The organism is Thioalkalivibrio sp. ALMg9, assembly GCF_000380625.1.
GTDB classification, from domain to species: Bacteria; Pseudomonadota; Gammaproteobacteria; order Ectothiorhodospirales; family Ectothiorhodospiraceae; genus Thioalkalivibrio; species Thioalkalivibrio versutus.
In genome coordinates this window covers 569277-589010 of sequence record NZ_AQYC01000009.1, presented here as the reverse complement: position 1 = coordinate 589010, position 19734 = coordinate 569277, and the positions used below count along the sequence as shown (strand labels likewise).

20 protein-coding genes are annotated in these 19734 nt (G+C 64.8%); 15 read left to right on the top strand and 5 right to left on the bottom strand.

What is annotated here, in order from left to right; genetic code table 11:
* Nucleotides 1–50 precede the first annotated feature (50 nt).
* The 3 genes from icd to clpA all read left to right on the top strand — a co-directional run bounded on the left by icd (nucleotide 51) and on the right by clpA (nucleotide 4015).
* Nucleotides 51–1307, top strand: a complete 1257-nt coding sequence (gene icd, locus F792_RS0111875) for an NADP-dependent isocitrate dehydrogenase (protein WP_018169784.1) — start codon at nucleotides 51–53, stop codon at nucleotides 1305–1307.
* 105 nt (nucleotides 1308–1412) lie between these two features.
* Nucleotides 1413–1739 (top strand): ATP-dependent Clp protease adapter ClpS, encoded by a 327-nt coding sequence (gene clpS, locus F792_RS0111870; protein ID WP_018650138.1) that lies wholly within the window; start codon nucleotides 1413–1415, stop codon nucleotides 1737–1739.
* A 5-nt stretch (nucleotides 1740–1744) separates the two neighbouring features.
* Nucleotides 1745–4015 carry an ATP-dependent Clp protease ATP-binding subunit ClpA gene (gene clpA, locus F792_RS0111865; RefSeq protein ID WP_018169782.1) on the top strand — a complete coding sequence of 757 codons (2271 nt, stop codon included), beginning with the start codon at nucleotides 1745–1747 and terminating at the stop codon, nucleotides 4013–4015.
* Between the two features lie 94 nt (nucleotides 4016–4109).
* Here the strand turns inward: clpA and infA are convergent, their stop codons facing one another.
* Nucleotides 4110–4328 carry a translation initiation factor IF-1 gene (gene infA, locus F792_RS0111860; RefSeq protein ID WP_012982660.1) on the bottom strand — a complete coding sequence of 73 codons (219 nt, stop codon included), beginning with the start codon at nucleotides 4326–4328 and terminating at the stop codon, nucleotides 4110–4112.
* 198 nt (nucleotides 4329–4526) lie between these two features.
* On the opposite strand from infA, the gene fabD reads away from it, so the two are divergent.
* From fabD to F792_RS0111810, 10 genes are all read left to right on the top strand, one after another.
* Nucleotides 4527–5471 (top strand): ACP S-malonyltransferase, encoded by a 945-nt coding sequence (gene fabD / locus F792_RS0111855; protein WP_077277021.1) that lies wholly within the window; start codon nucleotides 4527–4529, stop codon nucleotides 5469–5471.
* A gap of 50 nt (nucleotides 5472–5521) precedes the next feature.
* A complete protein-coding gene (gene fabG / locus F792_RS0111850) occupies nucleotides 5522–6259 on the top strand; it encodes a 3-oxoacyl-ACP reductase FabG (protein WP_018169780.1) in 738 nt (245 codons plus the stop codon).
* A gap of 128 nt (nucleotides 6260–6387) precedes the next feature.
* Entirely contained in the window at nucleotides 6388–6627 is a 240-nt protein-coding gene (gene acpP / locus F792_RS0111845; RefSeq protein ID WP_018145676.1) for an acyl carrier protein, read from the top strand.
* 129 nt (nucleotides 6628–6756) lie between these two features.
* Nucleotides 6757–7977, top strand: a complete 1221-nt coding sequence (fabF, locus tag F792_RS0111840; RefSeq protein WP_018145677.1) for a beta-ketoacyl-ACP synthase II — start codon at nucleotides 6757–6759, stop codon at nucleotides 7975–7977.
* Nucleotides 7978–7992: 15 nt separating this feature from the next.
* Complete coding sequence (locus F792_RS0111835) at nucleotides 7993–9342, top strand: aminodeoxychorismate synthase component I (RefSeq protein WP_018169779.1); 1350 nt, start codon at nucleotides 7993–7995, stop codon at nucleotides 9340–9342.
* Nucleotides 9339–10151, top strand: a complete 813-nt coding sequence (locus tag F792_RS0111830) for an aminotransferase class IV (RefSeq protein WP_018169778.1) — start codon at nucleotides 9339–9341, stop codon at nucleotides 10149–10151. The genes F792_RS0111835 and F792_RS0111830 overlap by 4 nt, the downstream gene beginning before the upstream one ends.
* Nucleotides 10138–11172 (top strand): endolytic transglycosylase MltG, encoded by a 1035-nt coding sequence (mltG, locus tag F792_RS0111825; protein ID WP_018169777.1) that lies wholly within the window; start codon nucleotides 10138–10140, stop codon nucleotides 11170–11172. The genes F792_RS0111830 and mltG overlap by 14 nt, the downstream gene beginning before the upstream one ends.
* Nucleotides 11173–11189: 17 nt before the next feature.
* Nucleotides 11190–11843 carry a dTMP kinase gene (gene tmk, locus F792_RS0111820; RefSeq protein WP_018169776.1) on the top strand — a complete coding sequence of 218 codons (654 nt, stop codon included), beginning with the start codon at nucleotides 11190–11192 and terminating at the stop codon, nucleotides 11841–11843.
* A gap of 7 nt (nucleotides 11844–11850) precedes the next feature.
* Nucleotides 11851–12840: a DNA polymerase III subunit gene (locus F792_RS0111815; protein ID WP_018169775.1), complete on the top strand. Its 990-nt coding sequence runs from the start codon at nucleotides 11851–11853 to the stop codon at nucleotides 12838–12840.
* A 97-nt stretch (nucleotides 12841–12937) separates the two neighbouring features.
* Nucleotides 12938–13276 carry a PilZ domain-containing protein gene (locus F792_RS0111810; RefSeq protein WP_017941553.1) on the top strand — a complete coding sequence of 113 codons (339 nt, stop codon included), beginning with the start codon at nucleotides 12938–12940 and terminating at the stop codon, nucleotides 13274–13276.
* 84 nt (nucleotides 13277–13360) lie between these two features.
* Here the strand turns inward: F792_RS0111810 and F792_RS0111805 are convergent, their stop codons facing one another.
* Nucleotides 13361–14494, bottom strand: coding sequence for an aminotransferase class V-fold PLP-dependent enzyme (locus tag F792_RS0111805; protein ID WP_018169774.1), 1134 nt, complete (start codon nucleotides 14492–14494; stop codon nucleotides 13361–13363).
* Between the two features lie 360 nt (nucleotides 14495–14854).
* Between F792_RS0111805 and F792_RS0111800 the strand changes: the two genes are divergently transcribed.
* Both F792_RS0111800 and F792_RS0111795 read left to right on the top strand, forming a co-directional pair.
* Nucleotides 14855–16225, top strand: a complete 1371-nt coding sequence (locus F792_RS0111800; RefSeq protein ID WP_018169773.1) for a KamA family radical SAM protein — start codon at nucleotides 14855–14857, stop codon at nucleotides 16223–16225.
* A 38-nt stretch (nucleotides 16226–16263) separates the two neighbouring features.
* Nucleotides 16264–17622, top strand: a complete 1359-nt coding sequence (locus F792_RS0111795) for an adenosylmethionine--8-amino-7-oxononanoate transaminase (protein WP_018169772.1) — start codon at nucleotides 16264–16266, stop codon at nucleotides 17620–17622.
* Between the two features lie 253 nt (nucleotides 17623–17875).
* Here the strand turns inward: F792_RS0111795 and F792_RS0111790 are convergent, their stop codons facing one another.
* From F792_RS0111790 to F792_RS0111780, 3 genes are all read right to left on the bottom strand, one after another.
* Nucleotides 17876–18628, bottom strand: coding sequence for an S-methyl-5'-thioinosine phosphorylase (locus tag F792_RS0111790; protein WP_018169771.1), 753 nt, complete (start codon nucleotides 18626–18628; stop codon nucleotides 17876–17878).
* 22 nt (nucleotides 18629–18650) lie between these two features.
* Entirely contained in the window at nucleotides 18651–19202 is a 552-nt protein-coding gene (locus F792_RS0111785; RefSeq protein ID WP_018169770.1) for a hypoxanthine-guanine phosphoribosyltransferase, read from the bottom strand.
* Nucleotides 19203–19342: 140 nt separating this feature from the next.
* Nucleotides 19343–19711 (bottom strand): DsrE family protein, encoded by a 369-nt coding sequence (locus F792_RS0111780; RefSeq protein ID WP_018145688.1) that lies wholly within the window; start codon nucleotides 19709–19711, stop codon nucleotides 19343–19345.
* Between the last annotated feature and the right edge of the window lie 23 nt (nucleotides 19712–19734).

Here is a 19734-nt window from a genome sequence, read left to right as displayed (position 1 = left end):
GGTCATACGTGATTAACGATTCATCTACGAGATCCGCACAAGGAGTTGGCATGGCCTATCAGCACATTCAGGTCCCGGAGAAGGGCGAACGCATCACCGTCGACGACCAGGGGAAGCTGCAGGTGCCGGATCATCCGGTGATCCCCTACATCGAAGGTGACGGGATCGGTGTGGACATCACCCCGGTGATGCGCCGGGTGACCGATGCGGCGGTGGAAAAGGCCTACGGCGGCAAGAAGGCCATCGAGTGGATGGAGGTTTACGCCGGCGAGAAGGCGACGCAGGTCTACGATGACGACTCCGGGCTGCCTGACGAGACCCTGGAGGCGGTGAAGGACTATCGCGTGTCGATCAAGGGTCCGCTGACCACCCCGGTGGGTGGCGGCTTCCGCTCCCTGAATGTGGCCCTGCGTCAGAAGCTGGATCTGTATGTCTGTCTGCGCCCGGTGCGCTATTACGACGGCACCCCGAGCCCGCTGAAGGAGCCGGAGAAGACCGACATGGTGATCTTTCGCGAGAACTCCGAGGACATCTACGCCGGGATCGAGTTCGAGTCGGGGACCCCGGAGGTCAAGAAGGTCATCGACTTCCTGCAGGACGAGATGGGTGTCACCCAGATCCGCTTCCCGGAGACCGCCGGGATCGGTGTGAAGCCGGTCTCCAGCGAAGGCACCAAGCGCCTGGTGCGCAAGGCCATCGAATACGCGATCGATAACGATCGCCCGTCGGTGACCCTGGTGCACAAGGGCAACATCATGAAATTCACCGAAGGTTCCTTCAAGGCCTGGGGCTACGAGCTGGCACGCGAGGAATTCGGCGCGAAGGATCTGGACGGCGGTCCGTGGCAGACCTTCAAGAACCCGAAGACCGGGCGTGACATCGTGATCAAGGATGTGATCGCCGACGCCTTCCTGCAGCAGATCCTGCTGCGCCCGGAGGACTACTCGGTGATCGCGACCCTGAACCTGAACGGCGACTACATCTCCGACGCCCTCGCGGCCCAGGTGGGTGGTATCGGCATCGCGCCGGGGGCGAACCTGTCCGACAGCACGGCGATGTTCGAGGCCACGCACGGCACGGCGCCCAAGTATGCCGGTCAGGACAAGGTGAACCCGGGGTCGCTGATCCTGTCTGCCGAGATGATGCTGCGGCACCTGGGCTGGTCGGAAGCGGCAGACCTGGTGGTCAAGGGCATGGGTGGAGCGATCAGTGCCGGCGAGGTCACCTACGACTTTGCGCGGCAGATGGATGGCGTCGAGCCGATCGACTGCTCGGCCTTCGGCGAGGCGATGATCAAGCACATGTGAGGGTCGGGTGGTCGGAGTGTCCGTAAGGGCACTTGGCCTGAACCCGGAACCAATCGAGGATGACGACTAACAAACGAGTAACCGCTGAAGGCGTAATTTCGACCGATGAGTAATGACAAGCCCCAATCCCCCGATCGAGACGACTCGGTAACGGTCGAAGAATCGAGGCCGGAGCTCAAGCCACCGCGACAGTACAAGGTGGTGTTGCTCAACGACGATTTCACGCCGATGGAGTTCGTGATCGAAGTACTGGAGACCTTCTTCAGCATGGATCGCGAGAAGGCCACCCGGGTCATGTTGCACGTGCATACGCGTGGCAAAGGCGTATGCGGCATCTTTACCCGGGATGTGGCCGAGACCAAGGTGGCGCAGGTGAACGACTATGCCCGCAGTCATCAGCACCCACTGCTTTGCTCGATGGAGGAGGTCTGACTCCCATGCTCGACAAGGAACTCGAATTCAGCCTGAACATGGTCTTCAAGGAGGCCCGCGAAAAGCGTCACGAGTTCGTGACGGTTGAGCATCTGCTGATGGCGCTGGCGCAAAACCCCAGCGCTGCCACGGTGCTGCGGGCCTGCGGGGGCGATCTCGATCGCATCCGCGACGAGCTTGCGGCCTATATTGACGAAAACACGCCGCGCATCCCGCCGAGCGATTCGCGCGAGACCCAGCCAACCCTGGGCTTCCAGCGAGTGCTGCAGCGGGCGGTATTCCATGTGCAATCCAGCGGGCGCAAGGAGGTCTCCGGCGCCAACGTGCTGGTGGCCCTGTTTGGAGAGCAGGACAGCCAGGCCCTGTACGTGCTGGGTCAGCAGAACATCTCGCGTCTGGACGTCGTGAATTTCATCTCCCACGGCATCTCCAAGGTCGGCGAAGACGAACTCGGGGCCCAGCCCAACCCGGGCGAGTCCCAGGCCGAGCCGGTGGAGGGTGAGCGCGAAGAAAAGACCAACGCGCTGCAGCTCTACGCCGCCAACCTGAACGACAAGGCGCGCAAGGACGAGATCGACCCGCTGATCGGGCGCGATCACGAAATCGAACGCACCATCCAGATCCTCTGCCGCCGCCGCAAGAACAACCCATTGCTGGTGGGCGAGGCCGGCGTGGGCAAGACCGCGATCGCCGAGGGTCTGGCGCGCCGCATCGTCGATGAACAGGTACCGGACGCGATCGCGTCTGCCACCGTCTATTCGCTGGATCTGGGCGCGCTGGTCGCCGGCACAAAGTACCGCGGTGACTTCGAGAAGCGTCTGAAAGGCGTGCTCGCCCAGCTCAAGAAAGAGCCGGGCGCGGTGCTGTTCATCGACGAAATCCATACCATCATCGGGGCCGGCGCGGCCTCCGGCGGGGTGATGGACGCCTCCAACCTGATCAAGCCGATGCTCGCCTCGGGCGAACTGAAGTGCATCGGATCCACCACCTATCAGGAATATCGCGGCATCTTCGAGAAGGACCGGGCCCTGGCGCGGCGCTTCCAGAAGATCGAGGTGCCGGAGCCGACGGTGGACGAGACCGAGCAGATCCTGCGCGGCCTGAAGTCCCGCTTCGAGACGCACCACAACGTGCGCTTCACCAAGCCGGCCCTGCGCGCGGCAGCGGAACTGGCCGATCGCTACATCACCGACCGTTTCCTGCCGGACAAGGCCATCGACCTGATCGACGAGGCCGGGGCCAGCCGGCAGTTGCAGCCGGTCAGCCAGCGCAAAAAGACCATCGGCGTACAGGACATCGAGACGATCGTGGCCAAGATCGCGCGCATCCCGCCGAAGTCCGTCTCCAGTTCCGACAAGGAGACCCTGCGCCACCTCGATCGCAACCTGAAGATGACCGTCTTTGGACAGGACGAGGCCATCGGGACGTTATCCACCGCGATCAAGATGGCCCGCTCCGGGCTGGGCGACATGGACAAGCCGATCGGCTCGTTCCTGTTTGCCGGGCCGACCGGTGTCGGCAAGACGGAGGTCACGCGCCAACTGGCGCAGCAGATGGGCATCCATCTGGCCCGCTTCGACATGTCCGAGTATATGGAGCGGCATACCGTATCGCGCCTGATCGGGGCGCCGCCGGGCTATGTGGGCTACGAACAGGGAGGGTTGCTGACCGATGCCATCCTCAAGCATCCGCATTCGGTGCTGCTGCTGGACGAGATCGAGAAGGCCCACCCGGACGTGTTCAATGTGCTGCTGCAGGTGATGGATCACGGCACGCTGACCGATGCCAATGGGCGCGAGGTCGACTTCCGCAACGTGATCCTGGTGATGACCACCAACGCGGGGGCCGAGCAGGCCAGCCGTCCATCGGTGGGCTTTACCAAGCAGGATCATTCCAGCGATGCGATGGAAGCGATCAAGCGCACGTTCACGCCGGAGTTCCGCAACCGCCTGGATGCCACCATTCAGTTCGGGCCGCTGGACGAGGCCACCATCCTCAGCGTGGTCGACAAGTTCCTGATCCAGCTGCAAGCCCAGCTCGACGAGAAGAAGGTGCATATGACGGTCGAGCCGGAGGCGCGTGCCTGGCTGGCCGAGCACGGCTACGATGTCAAGATGGGCGCGCGCCCGATGGCGCGTACGTTGCAGGAGTACATCAAAAAGCCGCTGGCCGACGAGCTGCTGTTCGGGCGACTGGCCCACGGTGGCGAAGTGGTGGTCCGATTGGGCGAGGCTGGTCTGGAGCTGGACATCCAGGAAACCGCGGTGCCGTCCTGACGCGGCTCGCCGATCCGGCGTTACCGGGCCCCCGGGAGGGCCCGCAAACGAAGAAGCCCCGGTCCGGCCGGGGCTTCTTCGTTGGAGAGGGAATTTACTTGTTGCGGTAGACGATACGACCCTTGGTCAGGTCATAGGGCGTCATCTGCACGATCACCTTGTCACCGCGCAGGATCCGGATGTAATGCTTGCGCATTTTTCCGGAGATGTGCGCCGTGATCGTGTGCCCGTTTTCGAGCTCCACCCGGAAGGTGGTGTTGGGGAGCGTTTCGACTACAGTGCCCTCCAGCTCGATTTCGTCTTCCTTCGCCATACGGTCCCTCTCGTATTGAATCAAGGTGCGACATTATCCGGATGCACCGGCGGAACACAAGTCACGTGGCGGCTTTCGGGGGGACATTGCACCCCCCGGCGACGGACCAGAACCGGTCCCTGCGGATGGGGCGGGGTTTGCCGGGGTGTACGTGACCGCCTACACTACGCGCGCTTTCACGCGCGAGATCTGTAACGAATGACAACTTCTTGGGCCGCCGTATTTCCGGGGCAAGGGTCCCAGTCCGCCGGCATGCTGGCCGATCTGGGCGATGACCACGCCATTGTCCGCGACACCTTTCAGGAAGCGTCGGATTGCCTCGACGCGGATCTCTGGAGCCTTTGCCAGCATGGTCCGGTGGAACAACTCAACCAGACCGAGTGGACACAACCGGTGATGCTGGCTGCCGGGGTCGCCACTTGGCGCCTCCTGACCGAACAAACGGACGCCCGCCCGCAGGCCGTCGCGGGCCACAGCCTGGGCGAGTACAGCGCCCTGGTCGCCGCCGGCGTCCTGCGCTTCCCGGATGCAGTACGCCTGGTCGCCGAGCGCGCCCGGGCCATGCAGGCTGCGGTGCCGGAAGGTGAAGGCGCGATGGCGGCCATCCTTGGGCTCGACGATGCCGCGGTACACGCGCTTTGCCTCGAGCATGCCGGAGGCGAGATCCTGGAGGCGGTCAATCTGAACGCGCCGGGGCAGGTCGTGATTGCGGGCAATGCCACTGCGGTGGATCGGGCCGTAAGCGCCGCCAAGGATGCTGGTGCGAAGCGCGCTCTGAAGCTGCCGGTCTCGGTCCCGTCGCATTGCGCACTAATGCGCCCGGCCGCGGAACGCCTGCAGGCGGCCCTGGACGGCACCAGCTTTCAGTCCCCCACAATCCCGGTCTGGCAGAATGTGACTGCCGCGCCGACCGATGCCGCCGCGGCCATCAAGGAAAATCTGGCCGCGCAGCTGTATCGCCCGGTGCGCTGGGTCGAGACCATTCGCGGCTTGCGCGGGCAGGGCGTGGCGGTTCAGGTTGAATGCGGGCCGGGACGCGTCCTGACCGGTCTTGCCAAACGCATCGACCGCGAACTGGAGCTGTTCGATGTCGCCGACCGCGATACCCTGAAGGTCACGCTCGAACGTCTGGCCGCAGGCTGATCGACCGATCGCGACGGCGGCTTCCTCTCATTTGAAGTAAAGGCACAACCATGTCCGACAGCAAACGTGTAGCCCTTGTAACCGGTGCAAGCCGCGGAATTGGCGCGGCCATTGCCCGCCGTCTGGCGGAGCAGGGCCTGCAGGTGGTGGGTACCGCGACCAGTGCGTCCGGCGCCGAGCGGATCACCGAAACCCTGAAGCAATGGGGCGGGCGCGGCATTGCGATGGACGTTACCGACGCGGACTCCGTCGCGACCGGCCTGCAGGCGATCCAGGAACAGGAGGGTCCGATCGAGGTGCTGGTCAACAATGCCGGCATTACCCGCGACAACCTGTTCATGCGCATGAAGGACGCGGAATGGGACGCGGTCCTCGACACCAACCTGTCCGCTGCCGTGCGCCTGACACAGCGCCTGCTGAAAGGCATGATGAAACTGCGCCGCGGCCGCATCATCCTGGTGGGTTCGGTCGTGGGCTCCACCGGAAACGCCGGCCAGACCAACTACGCCGCCGCAAAAGCCGGCCTTGCGGGATTTGCCCGCTCCCTGGCGCGCGAGGTCGGCAGCCGCAGTATCACCGTGAACACGGTCGCACCGGGTTTCATCGATACCGACATGACCCGGGAACTGGGCGATGACACCAAACAGGCCCTGCTCGGACAGATTCCGCTGGGGCGCCTGGGGGCGCCGGAAGAGATCGCCGCGGCCGTCGGTTTCCTGGCCTCCGAGGAGGCCGGATACATCACCGGCGAGACCCTACATGTGAACGGCGGGATGTTCATGCACTGATCACGACGGGTCGGCTGCAGGCCGCCCGCACGGCCCGCTGCGCGGATCGCTAGATCGCGGCGGGGCTTTTCTCTAGAATGGCGGACCTTTCAACGAAGCCGCCTCACACTGAAGGGGATTTCTGAACCATGAGTAGCATTGAAGAACGCGTCAAGAAAATCGTTGTCGAGCAGCTGGGTGTCAAGGAAGAGGACGTGACCAACGCGGCCGGCTTCGTCGACGACCTGGGTGCGGATTCGCTGGACACGGTGGAACTCGTCATGGCGCTCGAGGAGGAATTCGAAACCGAAATCCCCGACGAGCAGGCGGAAAAGATCACCACCGTGCAGCAGGCGATCGATTACATCAACGAGCACATGAAGGACTGATTCGACGCCTCCGGGCGCCGATCAGGACGACGCGAACGGGCCTTCCTGCGCGCAGGGCGGCCCTTCGTCGTTGCGCTGAGCGCGTAATTTCAGTCTTTCGAGGAGAACACATTGGCTAAGCGACGTGTCGTGATTACCGGACTGGGGATCGTCTCCCCGGTCGGATCCACTATCGACAAGGCCTGGAGCAACATCAAGGCCGGCAAGAGCGGCATTTCCCCCATCGATGTCTTCGATGCCTCGGACATGCCGGTGAAGATTTCCGGCGCGGTCCGGGACTTCGAGGCCAATGACTACGTCCCGCCGAAAGACCAGAAGAAGATGGATACCTTCGTCCTTTACGGGATCGCGGCGGGGCTTCAGGCCCTGGATGACTCCGGGCTGGAAGTCACCGAGGAGAACGCCGAGCGGATCGGGGTGGCCATTGGCTCCGGCATCGGCGGGCTGCCCTATATCGAACGTTCCTACGGCGCGTATCTGAAGGGCGGGGCGCGCAAGATCTCCCCATTCTTCGTGCCCAGTGCGATCATCAACATGGTGGCGGGGAATCTGTCCATCATGCGCAACCTGCAGGGCCCGAATATCTCCATCGTCTCGGCGTGCGCCACTGGCACCCACAATATCGGCGACGCCGCTCGCATGATCGCTTATGGCGACGCCGATGCCATGGTCGCCGGCGGGGCCGAGATGGCCACCACGCCACTGGGCATTGGCGGCTTTGCTGCCGCCCGCGCGCTGTCCACTCGCAATGATGATCCCGAGCGCGCCTCGCGTCCCTGGGACAAGGATCGCGATGGCTTTGTGCTGAGCGATGGCGCCGGTGTGATGATGCTCGAGGAGTACGAGCACGCGAAGGCCCGCGGGGCCCACATCTACTGCGAAGTGGCCGGCTTCGCCTGGAATGCGGATGCGCACCACATGACGCAGCCGGTCCAGGATGGTTCCGGTGCCGCCAAGTGCATGCATCGTGCCTTGAAAGATGCCGGTGTGAATCCGGAAGAGGTTGGGTACATCAATGCTCACGGAACCTCGACCCCCGCGGGTGACCTGGCGGAGACCCAGGGCCTGAAGAAGGCCTTCGGCGATCATGCCTACAAGCTCATGGTCAACTCCACCAAGTCGATGACCGGCCACCTGCTGGGTGCCGCCGGCGGGATCGAGGGTGTGTTTACCGCCCTGGCGCTGCGCGATCAGGTGTCACCGCCGACCATCAACCTGGATAACCCGAGCGAAGGGTGCGACCTGAACTACGTGGCCAACGAGGCACGCGAGATGAAGACCAAGGTCGGCCTGTCGAACTCCTTCGGTTTCGGGGGCACCAACGGCACCCTGGTGTTCCGCAGCATTTGACGTTGCGGCGCCGCCATGGCGGTCCATGAACTGGCCGCCGGGGTCGACTTCGCGGCCCTGGCGCGGCGATTCCCAGAGCGCTATCCCCACCTGCTGGAGTCGGCCCTGATCGGGCAGGCTCCCGCTCGTTTTTCCATCCTGTTCGCCTTCCCCGGCCGCACGTTGTCCAGTGCGGCCGGGGAAGACGTGCTTGGCGTGCTGGACCAGGATCTCTCGAGCACACCACCACTCGACCCCGAAGACGCCGCATATGCCCATCTCCCGTTCCTCGGGGGATGGTTCCTGTACGCCGGCTACGAACTGGCCTGGCGCATGGAGCCGGCCCTGGGTGACTGCCGATCCGACCCCTGGCTTCCGGATGCACTGGTGACCTATTTTCCGGCGGCACTGGTCCACGATCACCACGAGGGGACGACCTGGTTCGTCGACGAGGCAGGCGATTACGCGCGTTTGGAGCGGGTGGAGTCGGACTGCGCGACAGTCCGGGGCCAGCCGAGTCCCGCATCCGAGCCGCTGCCCGCCCTGGCCCTTCAGGAGGAGGACGCCCAGCGCTATCGCGACGCAGTGATGAAGGGTCTCGAGTACATCCGGGCCGGCGACACCTTTCAGGTCAATCTGTCCCGCGAATGGCGTGCCACCGCCACGCAGCCGCTGGATCCGGCGGGGCTGTACACCCGCTTGCGCGAGGCCAATGCCGCGCCGTTTGCCGCATGGCTGCAACTCCCCGGCGCTCACGTGATCAGTTCCTCGCCTGAACGGCTGGTGTCGGTGGAAAACGCCATGGTCGAGACCCGGCCGATTGCGGGGACGCGTCGCCGCGATCCGGATGCGGAAGAAGACCGGCGTCTTTTCAGTGAGTTGACGTTCAACATCAAGGAACGCGCCGAGCATGTCATGCTCGTGGATCTGGAACGCAATGATGTCGGGCGCGTGGCCGAGATCGGTAGCGTGCGCGTGGCGGAGCTGATGACCATCGAGAGCTATCGCCGGGTGCATCACATCGTCTCCAGCATTGTCGGGCGCCTGCGCCCGGGCACCACCACGGCCGACATCCTGCGCGCGGTCTTTCCGGGCGGCACCATCACCGGCTGCCCGAAGATCCGCAGCATGCAGATCATCCAGGAACTGGAACAACAGGCCCCGCGTGGGGCCTACACCGGCGGCTGCGGGTACGTCAGCCGCCACGGCCGCATGGATACCAATATCCTGATCCGGACCCTCGTCGTTCGGGGGAACGAACTGCGTTTTCGGGCGGGAGCCGGCATCGTCGCGGACTCCGATCCCGAGCGCGAGCTGGAGGAGACCCGGCACAAGGCACGCGGCCTGCTGGAGGCGCTGCAGGGGGCGGGGGAGAAGAGCCCATGATCCTGGTGAACGGCGAGCGCGAGGGGCGGGTATCGCCATTGGATCGCGGGCTACTCCTGGGCGACGGCCTGTTCGAGACGCTACGGGTGCGACAGGGCCGACCGCAGCTATGGTCCTACCACTGGGCCCGCCTGACGCGCGGGCTGGAGCACCTCGGGTTTCCGCAACTCGGCGAGACCGAGGTGCTGGACGAGATTGCCCGAGTGGCGACCCTGCCAGCCTGCATGGTGCGCCTGACGGTGACCCGGGGTGAGGGGCCAAGGGGCTACGCGCCGCCCGCGGCACCGGCACTGACTCGGATCGTCAGTGCCGGTCCGGCGCTGGACGACACCGCCCCCACTGAACGCGAACCCCTGAGCCTGGGTTGGGCCGCAGTGCCGATCGGCGTAAACCCGGCGCTCGCGGGTCTCAAGCACACCAGTCGCCTGGAGCACGTGATGGCCCGGCGCAGCTGGCAACCGGGCTGGGACGAGGCAATCCTCCACGATGCGCTGGGGCGCGTGGTCAGCGCCACGCAGGGGAATCTCTGGCTGCGCGAAGGGTGTACCTTGCTCACCCCGCCGGTGGATCAGTCCGGGATCGCCGGTACGCGACGCGCCTGGGTCCTCGAGCATGCCGAACGGTTCGGGTTCGAGGTGATCGAGGCGTATCCGGAGCGCGCGCGTATCGGGCGCGCCGATGCGCTCTATGTCAGCAACGCGCGTATCGGGATGACCCCGGCCGTGCTGTCCGAAGGGGACAAGCGGGGGCCTGCGTGGCAGGATGATCCGCTGTATTCAATGGGAATTGCATTGCATGAAGCGGATTAGCCTCGCTGTCCTGGCGCTCCTGGTCGTTCTGGCCCTGGGCGCCGCCTGGTGGCTTAGCGAACACTACCAGGCGCAGCTGGATACGCCGATGGCGCTGGACGCCTCGGAACGCTTTCAGTTGGAACCGGGGCAGGGGTTGCGTTCGGTGAGCAGGACCTTTGCCGAACGCGGCTGGGTGGATTCTGCCTGGGTGCTCGAGGCCTATGGACGGCGTCAGGGCATTGCACCGCGTCTCCAGGCAGGAGAATACGCCGTGACGCCGGGCATGACCCCGCGCGAACTGATCCATGCGATGGCTCGCGGCGAGGTGGTACAGCATCGCCTCACGTTCCCGGAGGGCTGGACCATCCGCCAGGCGCTGGCCGCGCTGCGCGAGCACCCGGAACTCATCGGGCCCGCCGAATCGGTCGGGGTCGACAACCTGCTGGAGGCACTGGGGCTCGAGGACCTGGCACACCCGGAGGGATGGTTTCTTCCGGACACCTATTTCTTCGGCTCCGGAACCGAGGCCCTGACGGTGCTGCAACGCGCCCACCAGGCGATGCGCCTGCACCTGGACCGCGCCTGGGAGGACCGAATCGAGGACCACCCGGTGAATTCCCCCTATGAGCTGCTGATCCTTGCCTCCATCATCGAACGCGAGACCGGGCGCGGGGACGAGCGTGACCGGGTGGCCGGGGTGTTCGTGAATCGGCTCAAGCGCGGCATGCGCCTGCAGACCGATCCCACCCTGCTGTACGCGCAGGAACCCGGCGTACAACGCCTGACGCGCGCCGAACTGGACCGCGATCATCCCTACAACACCTATACCCGTGCCGGGCTCCCGCCAACGCCCATCGCCCTGCCGGGGCGCGCGGCCTTGCAGGCGGCGGCACGTCCGGCCGCAACCAATGACCTGTTCTTCGTCTCGCGCGGCGACGGCAGTCATCATTTCTCCGAGACCTATCGTGAACATCGCGAGGCCGTGATCCGCTACCAGCTGGGCGGGGATGGCAGCCGCTACGGCATACGCAACCGGTAACTGGAGACGCCCTGCACATGGAACGCTCGCCCCATCCCGGCCACTTCCTGGTCCTCGAAGGCATCGAGGGCTCGGGCAAGACCACCCAGATCGAGCGTCTGGACACCGCGCTGCGCGCTGCCGGACACCCGGTGCGCAACACCCGGGAGCCGGGCGGGACCGCCCTCGGCGAACGCCTGCGCGGCCTGCTGCTGGACCCCGATCTGCCGGGCATGTGTGCCGAGTCCGAGCTGCTGCTGATGTTCGCCGCGCGGGCCCAGCACCTGCACGAGGTGATTCGGCCGGCTCTGCAGGCCGGCGATTGGGTGCTTAGCGACCGCTTTACCGATGCCTCGTTTGCCTACCAGGGGGCCGGGCGGGGACTCGGCTCCCAGCGGGTCGCGCAGCTGGAGGACTGGCTGCAGGGCGATCTCCGCCCGGATCTGGTAATCCTGCTGGACATCGACCCACAGACCGGGCTCGATCGAGCCGTCCAGCGCGGCCGGCGAGACCGCATCGAACGCGAGGCGCTGGACTTCTTCGAGCGCGCACGCCAGGCGTATCGGGAACGCGCCAAGCGAGCGCCGGGACGCTATCTGGTCGTGGATGCATCCGCGGACCCGGACACGGTAGCCGAGCGCATCCTCGCGGGCGTGCGCGAGCGCCTGCCGTTGCACGCGCTGGAGGGTTAAGGGGGCCATGGCTGCGCCAGTCACCGACGATACCCTGCCGCCCTGGCTGCAAAAGCCGTGGGAGGCGCTGGCGCGGCGCGGGCGCGAAGGGCGCCTGCCCAGCGGTCTGCTGGTTCATGGCGCTCCGGGCGTTGGCAAGGCACTGCTGACGCGGGCGCTGGTCCAGGCCCTACTGTGCCAGCGCGCGACGGGCACCGAGCCGCCGTGCGGCGAATGCAACGGCTGTCGCAGCTTCCTTGGTGGTGTACACCCCGAGGTGATGACGCTGGAGCCGGAGGAGGCGGGCAAGGAAATCCTGATCGCGGCGGCCCGCGAGGCGATCGAGTTTCTCTCGCTATCCGGTTCGGGCGGGCTGCGCAGCGTGATCATCCGCCCGGCCGATGCCCTGAACACGAATGCGGCGAATGCGCTGCTGAAGACCCTGGAGGAACCCCCGCCCAGGGCCATGCTGATTCTCGAGGCAGCGCAGCCGGCGCGCCTGCCAGCGACCATCCGCAGCCGCTGCCAGATGGTCGAGATCGCCACGCCGGGGCCTGCCGAAGCAACGGACTGGCTGCGCGGGGCCGCCGATGACCCTGCGGCAGTGGACGAGGCCTATGCCGCCAGTCTCGGGCGTCCGCTGGCCGCCCGCGAGATCCTGACCGACCCCGACCGTATGGCGCGCTGGGAACAGGACCGCGAGGCCCTGACCCTGCTACTGCGGCGCCCCGGGGTGACACCGATGGCCAGTGCCATGCAACGCAGCCTGCCGGAATCCCTGATCCCACGAATCCAGGCCCTGCTGGTTGCGGCCCAGCGCCTGCTCGTGAACGGCGAGCCGGACGCGTTTGGCCGGCAGTTCCCGCGCGATCGACTCGAGGACTTCGCGCGCCGCATGGGACCGCGGCGGCTGGCCGAACTTTCGAATCAAGCGCTCGGCTGGCAACGCCAGGCCTCGCGCCAGCTCAACCCGCAGCTGCGCATGGAAGACATCGCATTGAGCTTCCTCGAGCAGTAAGGCGTCACACGCCACGAGTACAGTCGGGGTGGCGCGGTATCGGTGCGATGGGCGATACTGCCAGACCCAGTACGATTTCAGGTCACACGGAGGGTCTATGGCCGGGCAGGGCATGCTCACCTTGGCAATCAAGGAAAAACCCGCGCTGTATGCGGCATACATGCCGTTCGTGACCAATGGCGGTCTATTCATCCCGACCGACAAGGCTTACAAGCTCGGAGACCAGGTCTTCCTGCTGCTGTCACTGCTGGAGGATTCGGATCGCCTTCCGACCCCTTGCACGGTGGTCTGGATTACGCCACCGCGCGCCCAGGGCAACCGGCTGCGGGGCATCGGCGTGCAGTTCAACAAGTCGGACAAGGGTGTGACCCACCGCCGCATTGAGGAACATCTGGGCGGCATGCTGAACTCCGACCGCAAGACCCATACCTTCTAGAAGAGATGTCCTTGCAGACGAGGCCTCACGCCCTTGGGGCGCGCTCCCACACGCGTTACCACCGGCCGTTCTCCGCCGTACCTCTCAGCGTACCGTAGCCGCGCCGGCTTCGTGGATGGCCTCGCCCAGATATTCCAGCGCCTGGTCGATCTGCGCCCGCGTCAGGTAGAAGTGGGGCGCAAAGCGGATCCCGCCGCCTCGCATGGCACACAGGATGCCGCGCCCCTGAAGCCTCGCGTATAGCGCTTCCAGGTCATCCACCGGCGGTCGGAACGTCAGGATGCCGGCACGCCGGCCGCGCGGTGTCAGGATTTGGCAGCCGTGCGCCCGCAGGCCGTCTTCCAGGTGCAGCCAGTGCTCGCGGATCTCGTGGTCGATGCTGTCCAGCCCGATCTCCAGCAGAAGGGAGAGACTGGCGTGCAGGGCGTGAATTCCGAGCATGTTCGGACTGCCCGGTTCGAAACGCCGTGCACTCGTGGCGGGCTCGATCCCCGGGTTCGAGAAATCGCCGGCATGCGCCAGCATGTTCCAGCCATATTCCTGCAGCGTCAGCCGTTCGCGGATCTCCGGGTTTACGTAGAACACCCCGATTCCCTCGGGCGCCAGCATCCACTTGTGGGCATCGGCCATCACGAAGTCGGCATGGCAACCCGGGGCATCGAAGGGCAGGGCGCCCAGGTGCTGGATCGCATCAACACAGAACAGGATGCGCCGCGAGCGCAGTTCCGCACCCAGCGCCTGGATGTCGACCCGCAGCCCGGAGTCGTAGCGCACAGCACTGGTGGCCACCAGGCGGGTCCGCGCATCACATGCGGCCAGCAGGTCGCGCTCCGGTTCCTCGCCAATGGCGACCTCGCGCGCCTCGATGCCGAAACGCTCTGCGGCGGCCAGCCAGACGACACGATTGGACGGGAACTCGTGCGCCGGGAACACCACATTGTCGCCCGGCTGCCAGTCCAGGCCGAAGGCCACCATCGACAGCGCCTCGGACGTGTTCTTCACGAAGGCAATGTCCTCTGCGGACGGCGCCCCGATCAACGCCCGTGCGAGTTCCCGCGTCGCGTCGATTTGCTGCAGCCACTGCAGGTAGTCACGCGAGCCATGGGCCACGTTCTCCCGGGCGAAGCGGCAGACCGCGTCCTCGGTGCGCCGGGGCCAGGGGCCCACGGCGGCATGATTGAGGTGGATGATCCCTTCCTGTGGAAACTCCGGGTGCATGCGATCCTCCTTGGCGGGAGCCAAAGGGTAACCCAGTCAGGCGAGGCTTAGAACACCCGGAGAGACGCAGCCGAAGGAGCCCGCCTGCGCACCCGGCGCATCAGCCGCGCCCGGGAACTGGTTGTGAAAATGCGCTCAAGTTGTTAATTTACCGGCTTCTGAAGGTCCCGCTACCCCGCCCATCGACAGCGGCACGGGTCAGCATCTTACTCGCAGCTCTTCCGGACGCCGTTCGCGTGCGAATGGTCATCCCGTATTCCTAGAGCTTGAGCGCCCCGAACGTCCCGGGATACACGCGCATCCTCGCCCATCGCTGCGGCGAGGCACTCCAATTTCAGTTTGTCGGCACAGGAGTCGCGGATGAATTCCGTTGTCCAGTTCTATCGTGATCCCCAGCTTGGTGCGGTCGAGCCGCGCGAGTTCCGCGTCTTTAATGAACGCTCGATCGAACGCATCCCGGCCTTGGCCAGCCTGCCCGAGGCCATACGCTTCGAGATGCAGGTGGTTGCCAGCGTTCTTCCGTTCCGGGTCAATGACTACGTGATCGAGGGGCTGATCGACTGGAGCCGGGTTCCCGACGACCCAATCTTCCAGCTGACCTTTCCGCAACGGGACATGCTGGCCCCCGAGGCCTTCGAACGTATGGCGGTTCTGCATCGCCAAGGGGCAGGGCGGGCCGAGATCCAGGCCCTCGCGCGCGAGCTGCGCGAGGAGCTCAACCCGCATCCAGCCGGGCAGATGGAGCTCAACCGCCCGAGCGAGGAAGCGGGCGAGGTCATCAACGGCCTCCAGCACAAGTACCGTGAAACCGTGCTGTTCTTCCCCGGCCAGGGCCAGACCTGCCACAGTTATTGCACCTTCTGCTTCCGCTGGGCCCAGTTCGTCGGTGACAAGGAGCTGCGCATCGCCAGCACCGATGCCGCGTTGCTGCACGACTACCTGCGCGGCCATCCGGAGATCAGCGACCTTCTGATGACGGGCGGCGACCCGATGGTAATGAAAACCAAGCACCTGAAGGCCTATCTTGAGGCCTTGCTGGAGCCCGAGCTGGCCCACATACAGACCGTACGGATCGGCACCAAGGCCCTGACATTCTGGCCTTACCGATTCGTGACCGACTCGGATGCGGACGAACTGTTGCGTCTACTGGAACGGCTGGTCGAGGCGGGCAAGCACGTGGCCCTGATGGCGCATTACAACCATCCGAACGAATTGCGGACCCCGATTGCCCACGAGGCCATCCGTCGGGTACGGGATACCGGCGCCGAAATCCGTTCCCAGGGGCCCTTGCTCCGGCACATCAATGACGACGCCGAGGCCTGGGCCGAGCTGTGGCGCGAACAGGTACGCCTCGGGATTATCCCGTATTACATGTTCGTAGAGCGTGACACCGGGGCGCGACGCTACTTCGAGGTCCCGCTGGCGCGCGCCTGGGAAATCTACCGCGAAGCCATGAAACAGGTCTCGGGGCTCGGGCGCACCGCCCGCGGCCCCTCAATGAGCGCCGAGCCCGGCAAGGTGGAGATCCAGGGCGTTGCCGAGATCCAAGGTGAAAAGGTCTTCGTCCTGCGCTTCATCCAGGCACGCAACCCCGACTGGGTCCAGCGGCCGTTTTTTGCGCGCTACGATGACCAGGCCACCTGGCTCGATCAGCTCAAACCCGCCTTCGGCGAAGATCGCTTCTTCTTCGAGAACGAGCTGGCCACGATGAGGGCGGAATCCGCTCATTGAGCCCGCCTTTGTTGAACGGGTTTGGCACAATGCGCCCTATGGATAACAACACCCTCAAGAACCGCGACCTGCGCGCCCTCTGGCATCCCTGCACCCAGATGAAGGACTACGGCGAGGAGGGGACCCTCCCGCTGCTTCCGATCCAGCGGGGGGAGGGTGTCTGGCTGTACGATTTCGACGGCAATCGCTATCTGGATGCCATCAGTTCGTGGTGGGTGAACCTGTTCGGTCACGCCAACCCGCGCATCGGTGATGCGGTCAAGGACCAGCTGGACCGGCTGGAGCATGTGATCCTCGCCGGCTGCACCCACGAGCCGGTGGTCGAGTTGTGCGAACGCCTGATCGACATCACCCCCGAAGGCCTGGACCGGGTGTTCCTGGCGGACAACGGCAGCGCCGGGGTCGAGGTCGCGCTGAAGATGAGCTTTCACTACTGGCGCAACGTCGATCGCCCGCAGAAGACCCGCTTCATTCGCCTGTCCAACAGCTACCACGGCGAGACCCTGGGCGCCTTGTCCGTGAGCGATGTACCGCTGTACAGCGCAACCTACGAACCGCTGATGCTGGACGTCATCACCGTGCCGGCACCGGATTGTTTCGACCGCGAAGACGGCGAAACCTGCGCCGATGTGGCGCGTCGCCAGTTCGACCACATGGAACAGGCGCTGGCGAAACATGCCGATGAGGCCGCCGCGGTCATCGTGGAGCCCCTGGTCCAGTGCGCCGGCCACATGCGCATGTACGACCCTGAATACCTGCGGCTACTGCGCGAAGCCTGCGACCGTCACGGCGTCCACCTGATCGCCGACGAGATCGCAGTCGGCTTCGGGCGCACGGGCACGCTGTTCGCCTGCGAACAGGGGCCAATCACGCCCGATTTCATGTGCCTGTCCAAGGGCCTGACCGCCGGCTATCTGCCCATGGCAGCCGTGTTGACCACAGATACCATTTACCAGGCGTTTTACGACGATTACGAAAAACTCAACATGTTCCTGCATTCGCATTCCTATACCGGGAATCCGCTCGCGTGCAGGGCCGCACTTGCCACACTGGACATCTTCGATTCCGATCCCGTTCTTGAGAGAAACCGGGAACTTGCCGCCCATATCGAGAAACGACTTGAATCCTTGCGGGAACATCCGCATGTCGCCGACGTGCGTCAGCACGGCATGATTGCAGCGGTGGAACTGGTGCAGGACAAGTCCCGGCGCACCCCGTATCCGTGGCAGGAACGTCGCGGACTGCACATCTATCGCCACGGCCTGACACGCGGTGCGCTGTTGCGACCACTGGGGAACGTGAGCTATCTGATGCCGCCGTACGTGATCACCGAGGAACAGATCGACTTCCTCGTCGAGGTGATGACCGAGGGGATCGAAAAGGCCGTGCGCGCCTGACGTGCGGGATCAGGCCTAAACGGGAACGGGATTGGGCCTGGCGCAGGCCAGGCCGCGTTCATGACTTCGGCGGGAACATCCCGGTCATTCCGCTCGAGACACGCCCATCTTCAATGTCGCATAATACATATTATGTTAAATCGTGGATAAGTGACTGTGTTGGTCGCCTTAGCGAGTCCCTGGACCATGCACGTGCGGTAGCCCGGCGCGGGTTCTCTCCCCGGCCGGACCCCGGATTGTTAACGCCTTGGAGTCAGGAAAGACTGCTGATCACGCGCGTCAGGATCTGTTTCACCCGGGCCATGCCGACATCGAGATTCGCGGCGATGTCGTTCATGGTGATCTCGCCTTCGGCGCGTCCGGCCGCCCAGTTGGCGATTACGGCACAACAGGCGTAGTTCAGCCCCAGTTCACGCGCCAGTGCCGCCTCGGGCATGCCGGTCATGCCCACCAGATCGCAGCCGTCGCGTTCCAGGCGATCAATCTCCGCGGCCGTCTCCAGGCGCGGTCCCTGCGTGGCCCCGTAGGTCCCGTGCTCCACGGCCTCGATACTCAGGTCGTCAATCGCGCGGATCAGCGTCTGGCGGACGCTGTCGCTATAGGGCCAGGTCATGTCGATGTGGGTGACCTCTTCCAGGTCTTTCCCCTCGAAGAAGGTATTCGCCCGTGACCAGGTGTAATCGATGATCTGATCGGGGATCGCGACCATACCCGGCTTCATCTCTTCGCCAATCCCGCCGACTGCAGCCACGGCCACCACGTTGTCGATCCCGGCATTTTTAAGCGCCCAGATATTGGCGCGGTAGTTCACCTCGTGCGGCGGGATGGTATGCCGGGCCCCGTGCCGTGGCAGAAACACGATCTCGGTGTCGTTCAGGCGGCCGAACACCAGCGGCCCCGAGGGTTCGCCATACGGCGTGTGCATTACCTGACGCCGGGTGATCTCCAGATCTTTCAGCTGGGTCAGGCCGGTGCCGCCGATGACGGCGATACGGGGTGTGGACATGAGCGCCTCGGACGTCAGTGGTTTATTGGTCGGCCACGGCAAAGATGCCGGGCGCATTGCGCAGATAGTCCTGATAATCCATACCGTACCCGAACAGGTAGCGGTTGGGGGCCTCCAGGGCGGCGTAGTCGACGGTGATCGCCGGGTCCCGCTCCGGGTTGTGCTTGTCCACCAGGACGATGGAGATCACCTGCGCCGCACCCTGCTCCTCGCAGAACGTCTTGATTCCCTCCAGGGTGATCCCGCCGTCGAGGATGTCATCAACGACGACGACGGTACGGTCCTTGAGCGACGCCTGCGGACGTGCCAACCAGTGCAGCTGATCGCCGCCGCGCGTGCCACCGCGATAGCGCGTGGCGTGCAGGTAATCCACCTGCATGGGAAACGACCAGCGGGTCAGCAACCCGCCCATCAGCACCACACCCCCGTTCATTACGCCCATGACCAACGGATTGCGGTCCTTCAGCGAGGCGGCCGTGCGTTCCGCCAGGCGGTCGATCGCCGTCTCGACGGCATCGCGGCTGAAGAGGCAGTCGGCGTCGCGCAGCGTGGCTCGGGCCTGTTCCGGGCTCATGGCATGTCCTGAGGGTGTCGATGCGGGGAAATCATGTCCGAGCGCCGAAGATTCGGCAAGGTTGGCCTCGCCTTTTCGGAGCCCTGAAACGCAACCGGCCGGCACAAGGGCCGGCCGGCTGAAAACGAACGTCGATAACCTTAGTAGGTAAAGGTGACCGTGTCGTCGTCCATCGCTTCGGAGATGACGTAGGCGCCGCCCACGGTTTCTTCGATCTCCGGAATCAGGTCGTTGCCCCACAGATCCAGCGTCGGGGTGCAGACCTTCATTACGACGCCGGCTTCGTGGGCGTCCTTCATGAAGTCGTAGACGCTCTTGCTGGAGCCTTCCTGCACGAACAGGTTCTCGGCAACGCCCTTCTTGGCGAGCTCGCCAGCACGGCCGGTCATCACGATTTCAACGTCGTATTCCATGGCGGCAGCCACGGTGGCCTGGAAGAACGGGGCACCCAGTTCGGAAGCGTTGCTCGGGTCGGTGTTGACCATGACGATCATGAGCTTATCGGCCATTTTGGATCTCCAACTTCAGTGGT

What these genes read in the sequence shown, in the direction of transcription:
- icd (WP_018169784.1), top strand. Translation starts at nt 51, where the DNA reads ATGGCCTATCAGCACATTCAGGTCCCGGAGAAGGGCGAACGCATCACC.
- clpS (WP_018650138.1), top strand. Translation starts at nt 1,413, where the DNA reads ATGAGTAATGACAAGCCCCAATCCCCCGATCGAGACGACTCGGTAACG.
- clpA (WP_018169782.1), top strand. Translation starts at nt 1,745, where the DNA reads ATGCTCGACAAGGAACTCGAATTCAGCCTGAACATGGTCTTCAAGGAG.
- infA (WP_012982660.1), bottom strand. Translation starts at nt 4,328, where the DNA reads ATGGCGAAGGAAGACGAAATCGAGCTGGAGGGCACTGTAGTCGAAACG.
- fabD (WP_077277021.1), top strand. Translation starts at nt 4,527, where the DNA reads ATGACAACTTCTTGGGCCGCCGTATTTCCGGGGCAAGGGTCCCAGTCC.
- fabG (WP_018169780.1), top strand. Translation starts at nt 5,522, where the DNA reads ATGTCCGACAGCAAACGTGTAGCCCTTGTAACCGGTGCAAGCCGCGGA.
- acpP (WP_018145676.1), top strand. Translation starts at nt 6,388, where the DNA reads ATGAGTAGCATTGAAGAACGCGTCAAGAAAATCGTTGTCGAGCAGCTG.
- F792_RS0111835 (WP_018169779.1), top strand. Translation starts at nt 7,993, where the DNA reads ATGGCGGTCCATGAACTGGCCGCCGGGGTCGACTTCGCGGCCCTGGCG.
- F792_RS0111830 (WP_018169778.1), top strand. Translation starts at nt 9,339, where the DNA reads ATGATCCTGGTGAACGGCGAGCGCGAGGGGCGGGTATCGCCATTGGAT.
- mltG (WP_018169777.1), top strand. Translation starts at nt 10,138, where the DNA reads ATGAAGCGGATTAGCCTCGCTGTCCTGGCGCTCCTGGTCGTTCTGGCC.
- tmk (WP_018169776.1), top strand. Translation starts at nt 11,190, where the DNA reads ATGGAACGCTCGCCCCATCCCGGCCACTTCCTGGTCCTCGAAGGCATC.
- F792_RS0111815 (WP_018169775.1), top strand. Translation starts at nt 11,851, where the DNA reads ATGGCTGCGCCAGTCACCGACGATACCCTGCCGCCCTGGCTGCAAAAG.
- F792_RS0111810 (WP_017941553.1), top strand. Translation starts at nt 12,938, where the DNA reads ATGGCCGGGCAGGGCATGCTCACCTTGGCAATCAAGGAAAAACCCGCG.
- F792_RS0111805 (WP_018169774.1), bottom strand. Translation starts at nt 14,494, where the DNA reads ATGCACCCGGAGTTTCCACAGGAAGGGATCATCCACCTCAATCATGCC.
- F792_RS0111800 (WP_018169773.1), top strand. Translation starts at nt 14,855, where the DNA reads ATGAATTCCGTTGTCCAGTTCTATCGTGATCCCCAGCTTGGTGCGGTC.
- F792_RS0111795 (WP_018169772.1), top strand. Translation starts at nt 16,264, where the DNA reads ATGGATAACAACACCCTCAAGAACCGCGACCTGCGCGCCCTCTGGCAT.
- F792_RS0111790 (WP_018169771.1), bottom strand. Translation starts at nt 18,628, where the DNA reads ATGTCCACACCCCGTATCGCCGTCATCGGCGGCACCGGCCTGACCCAG.
- F792_RS0111785 (WP_018169770.1), bottom strand. Translation starts at nt 19,202, where the DNA reads ATGAGCCCGGAACAGGCCCGAGCCACGCTGCGCGACGCCGACTGCCTC.
- F792_RS0111780 (WP_018145688.1), bottom strand. Translation starts at nt 19,711, where the DNA reads ATGGCCGATAAGCTCATGATCGTCATGGTCAACACCGACCCGAGCAAC.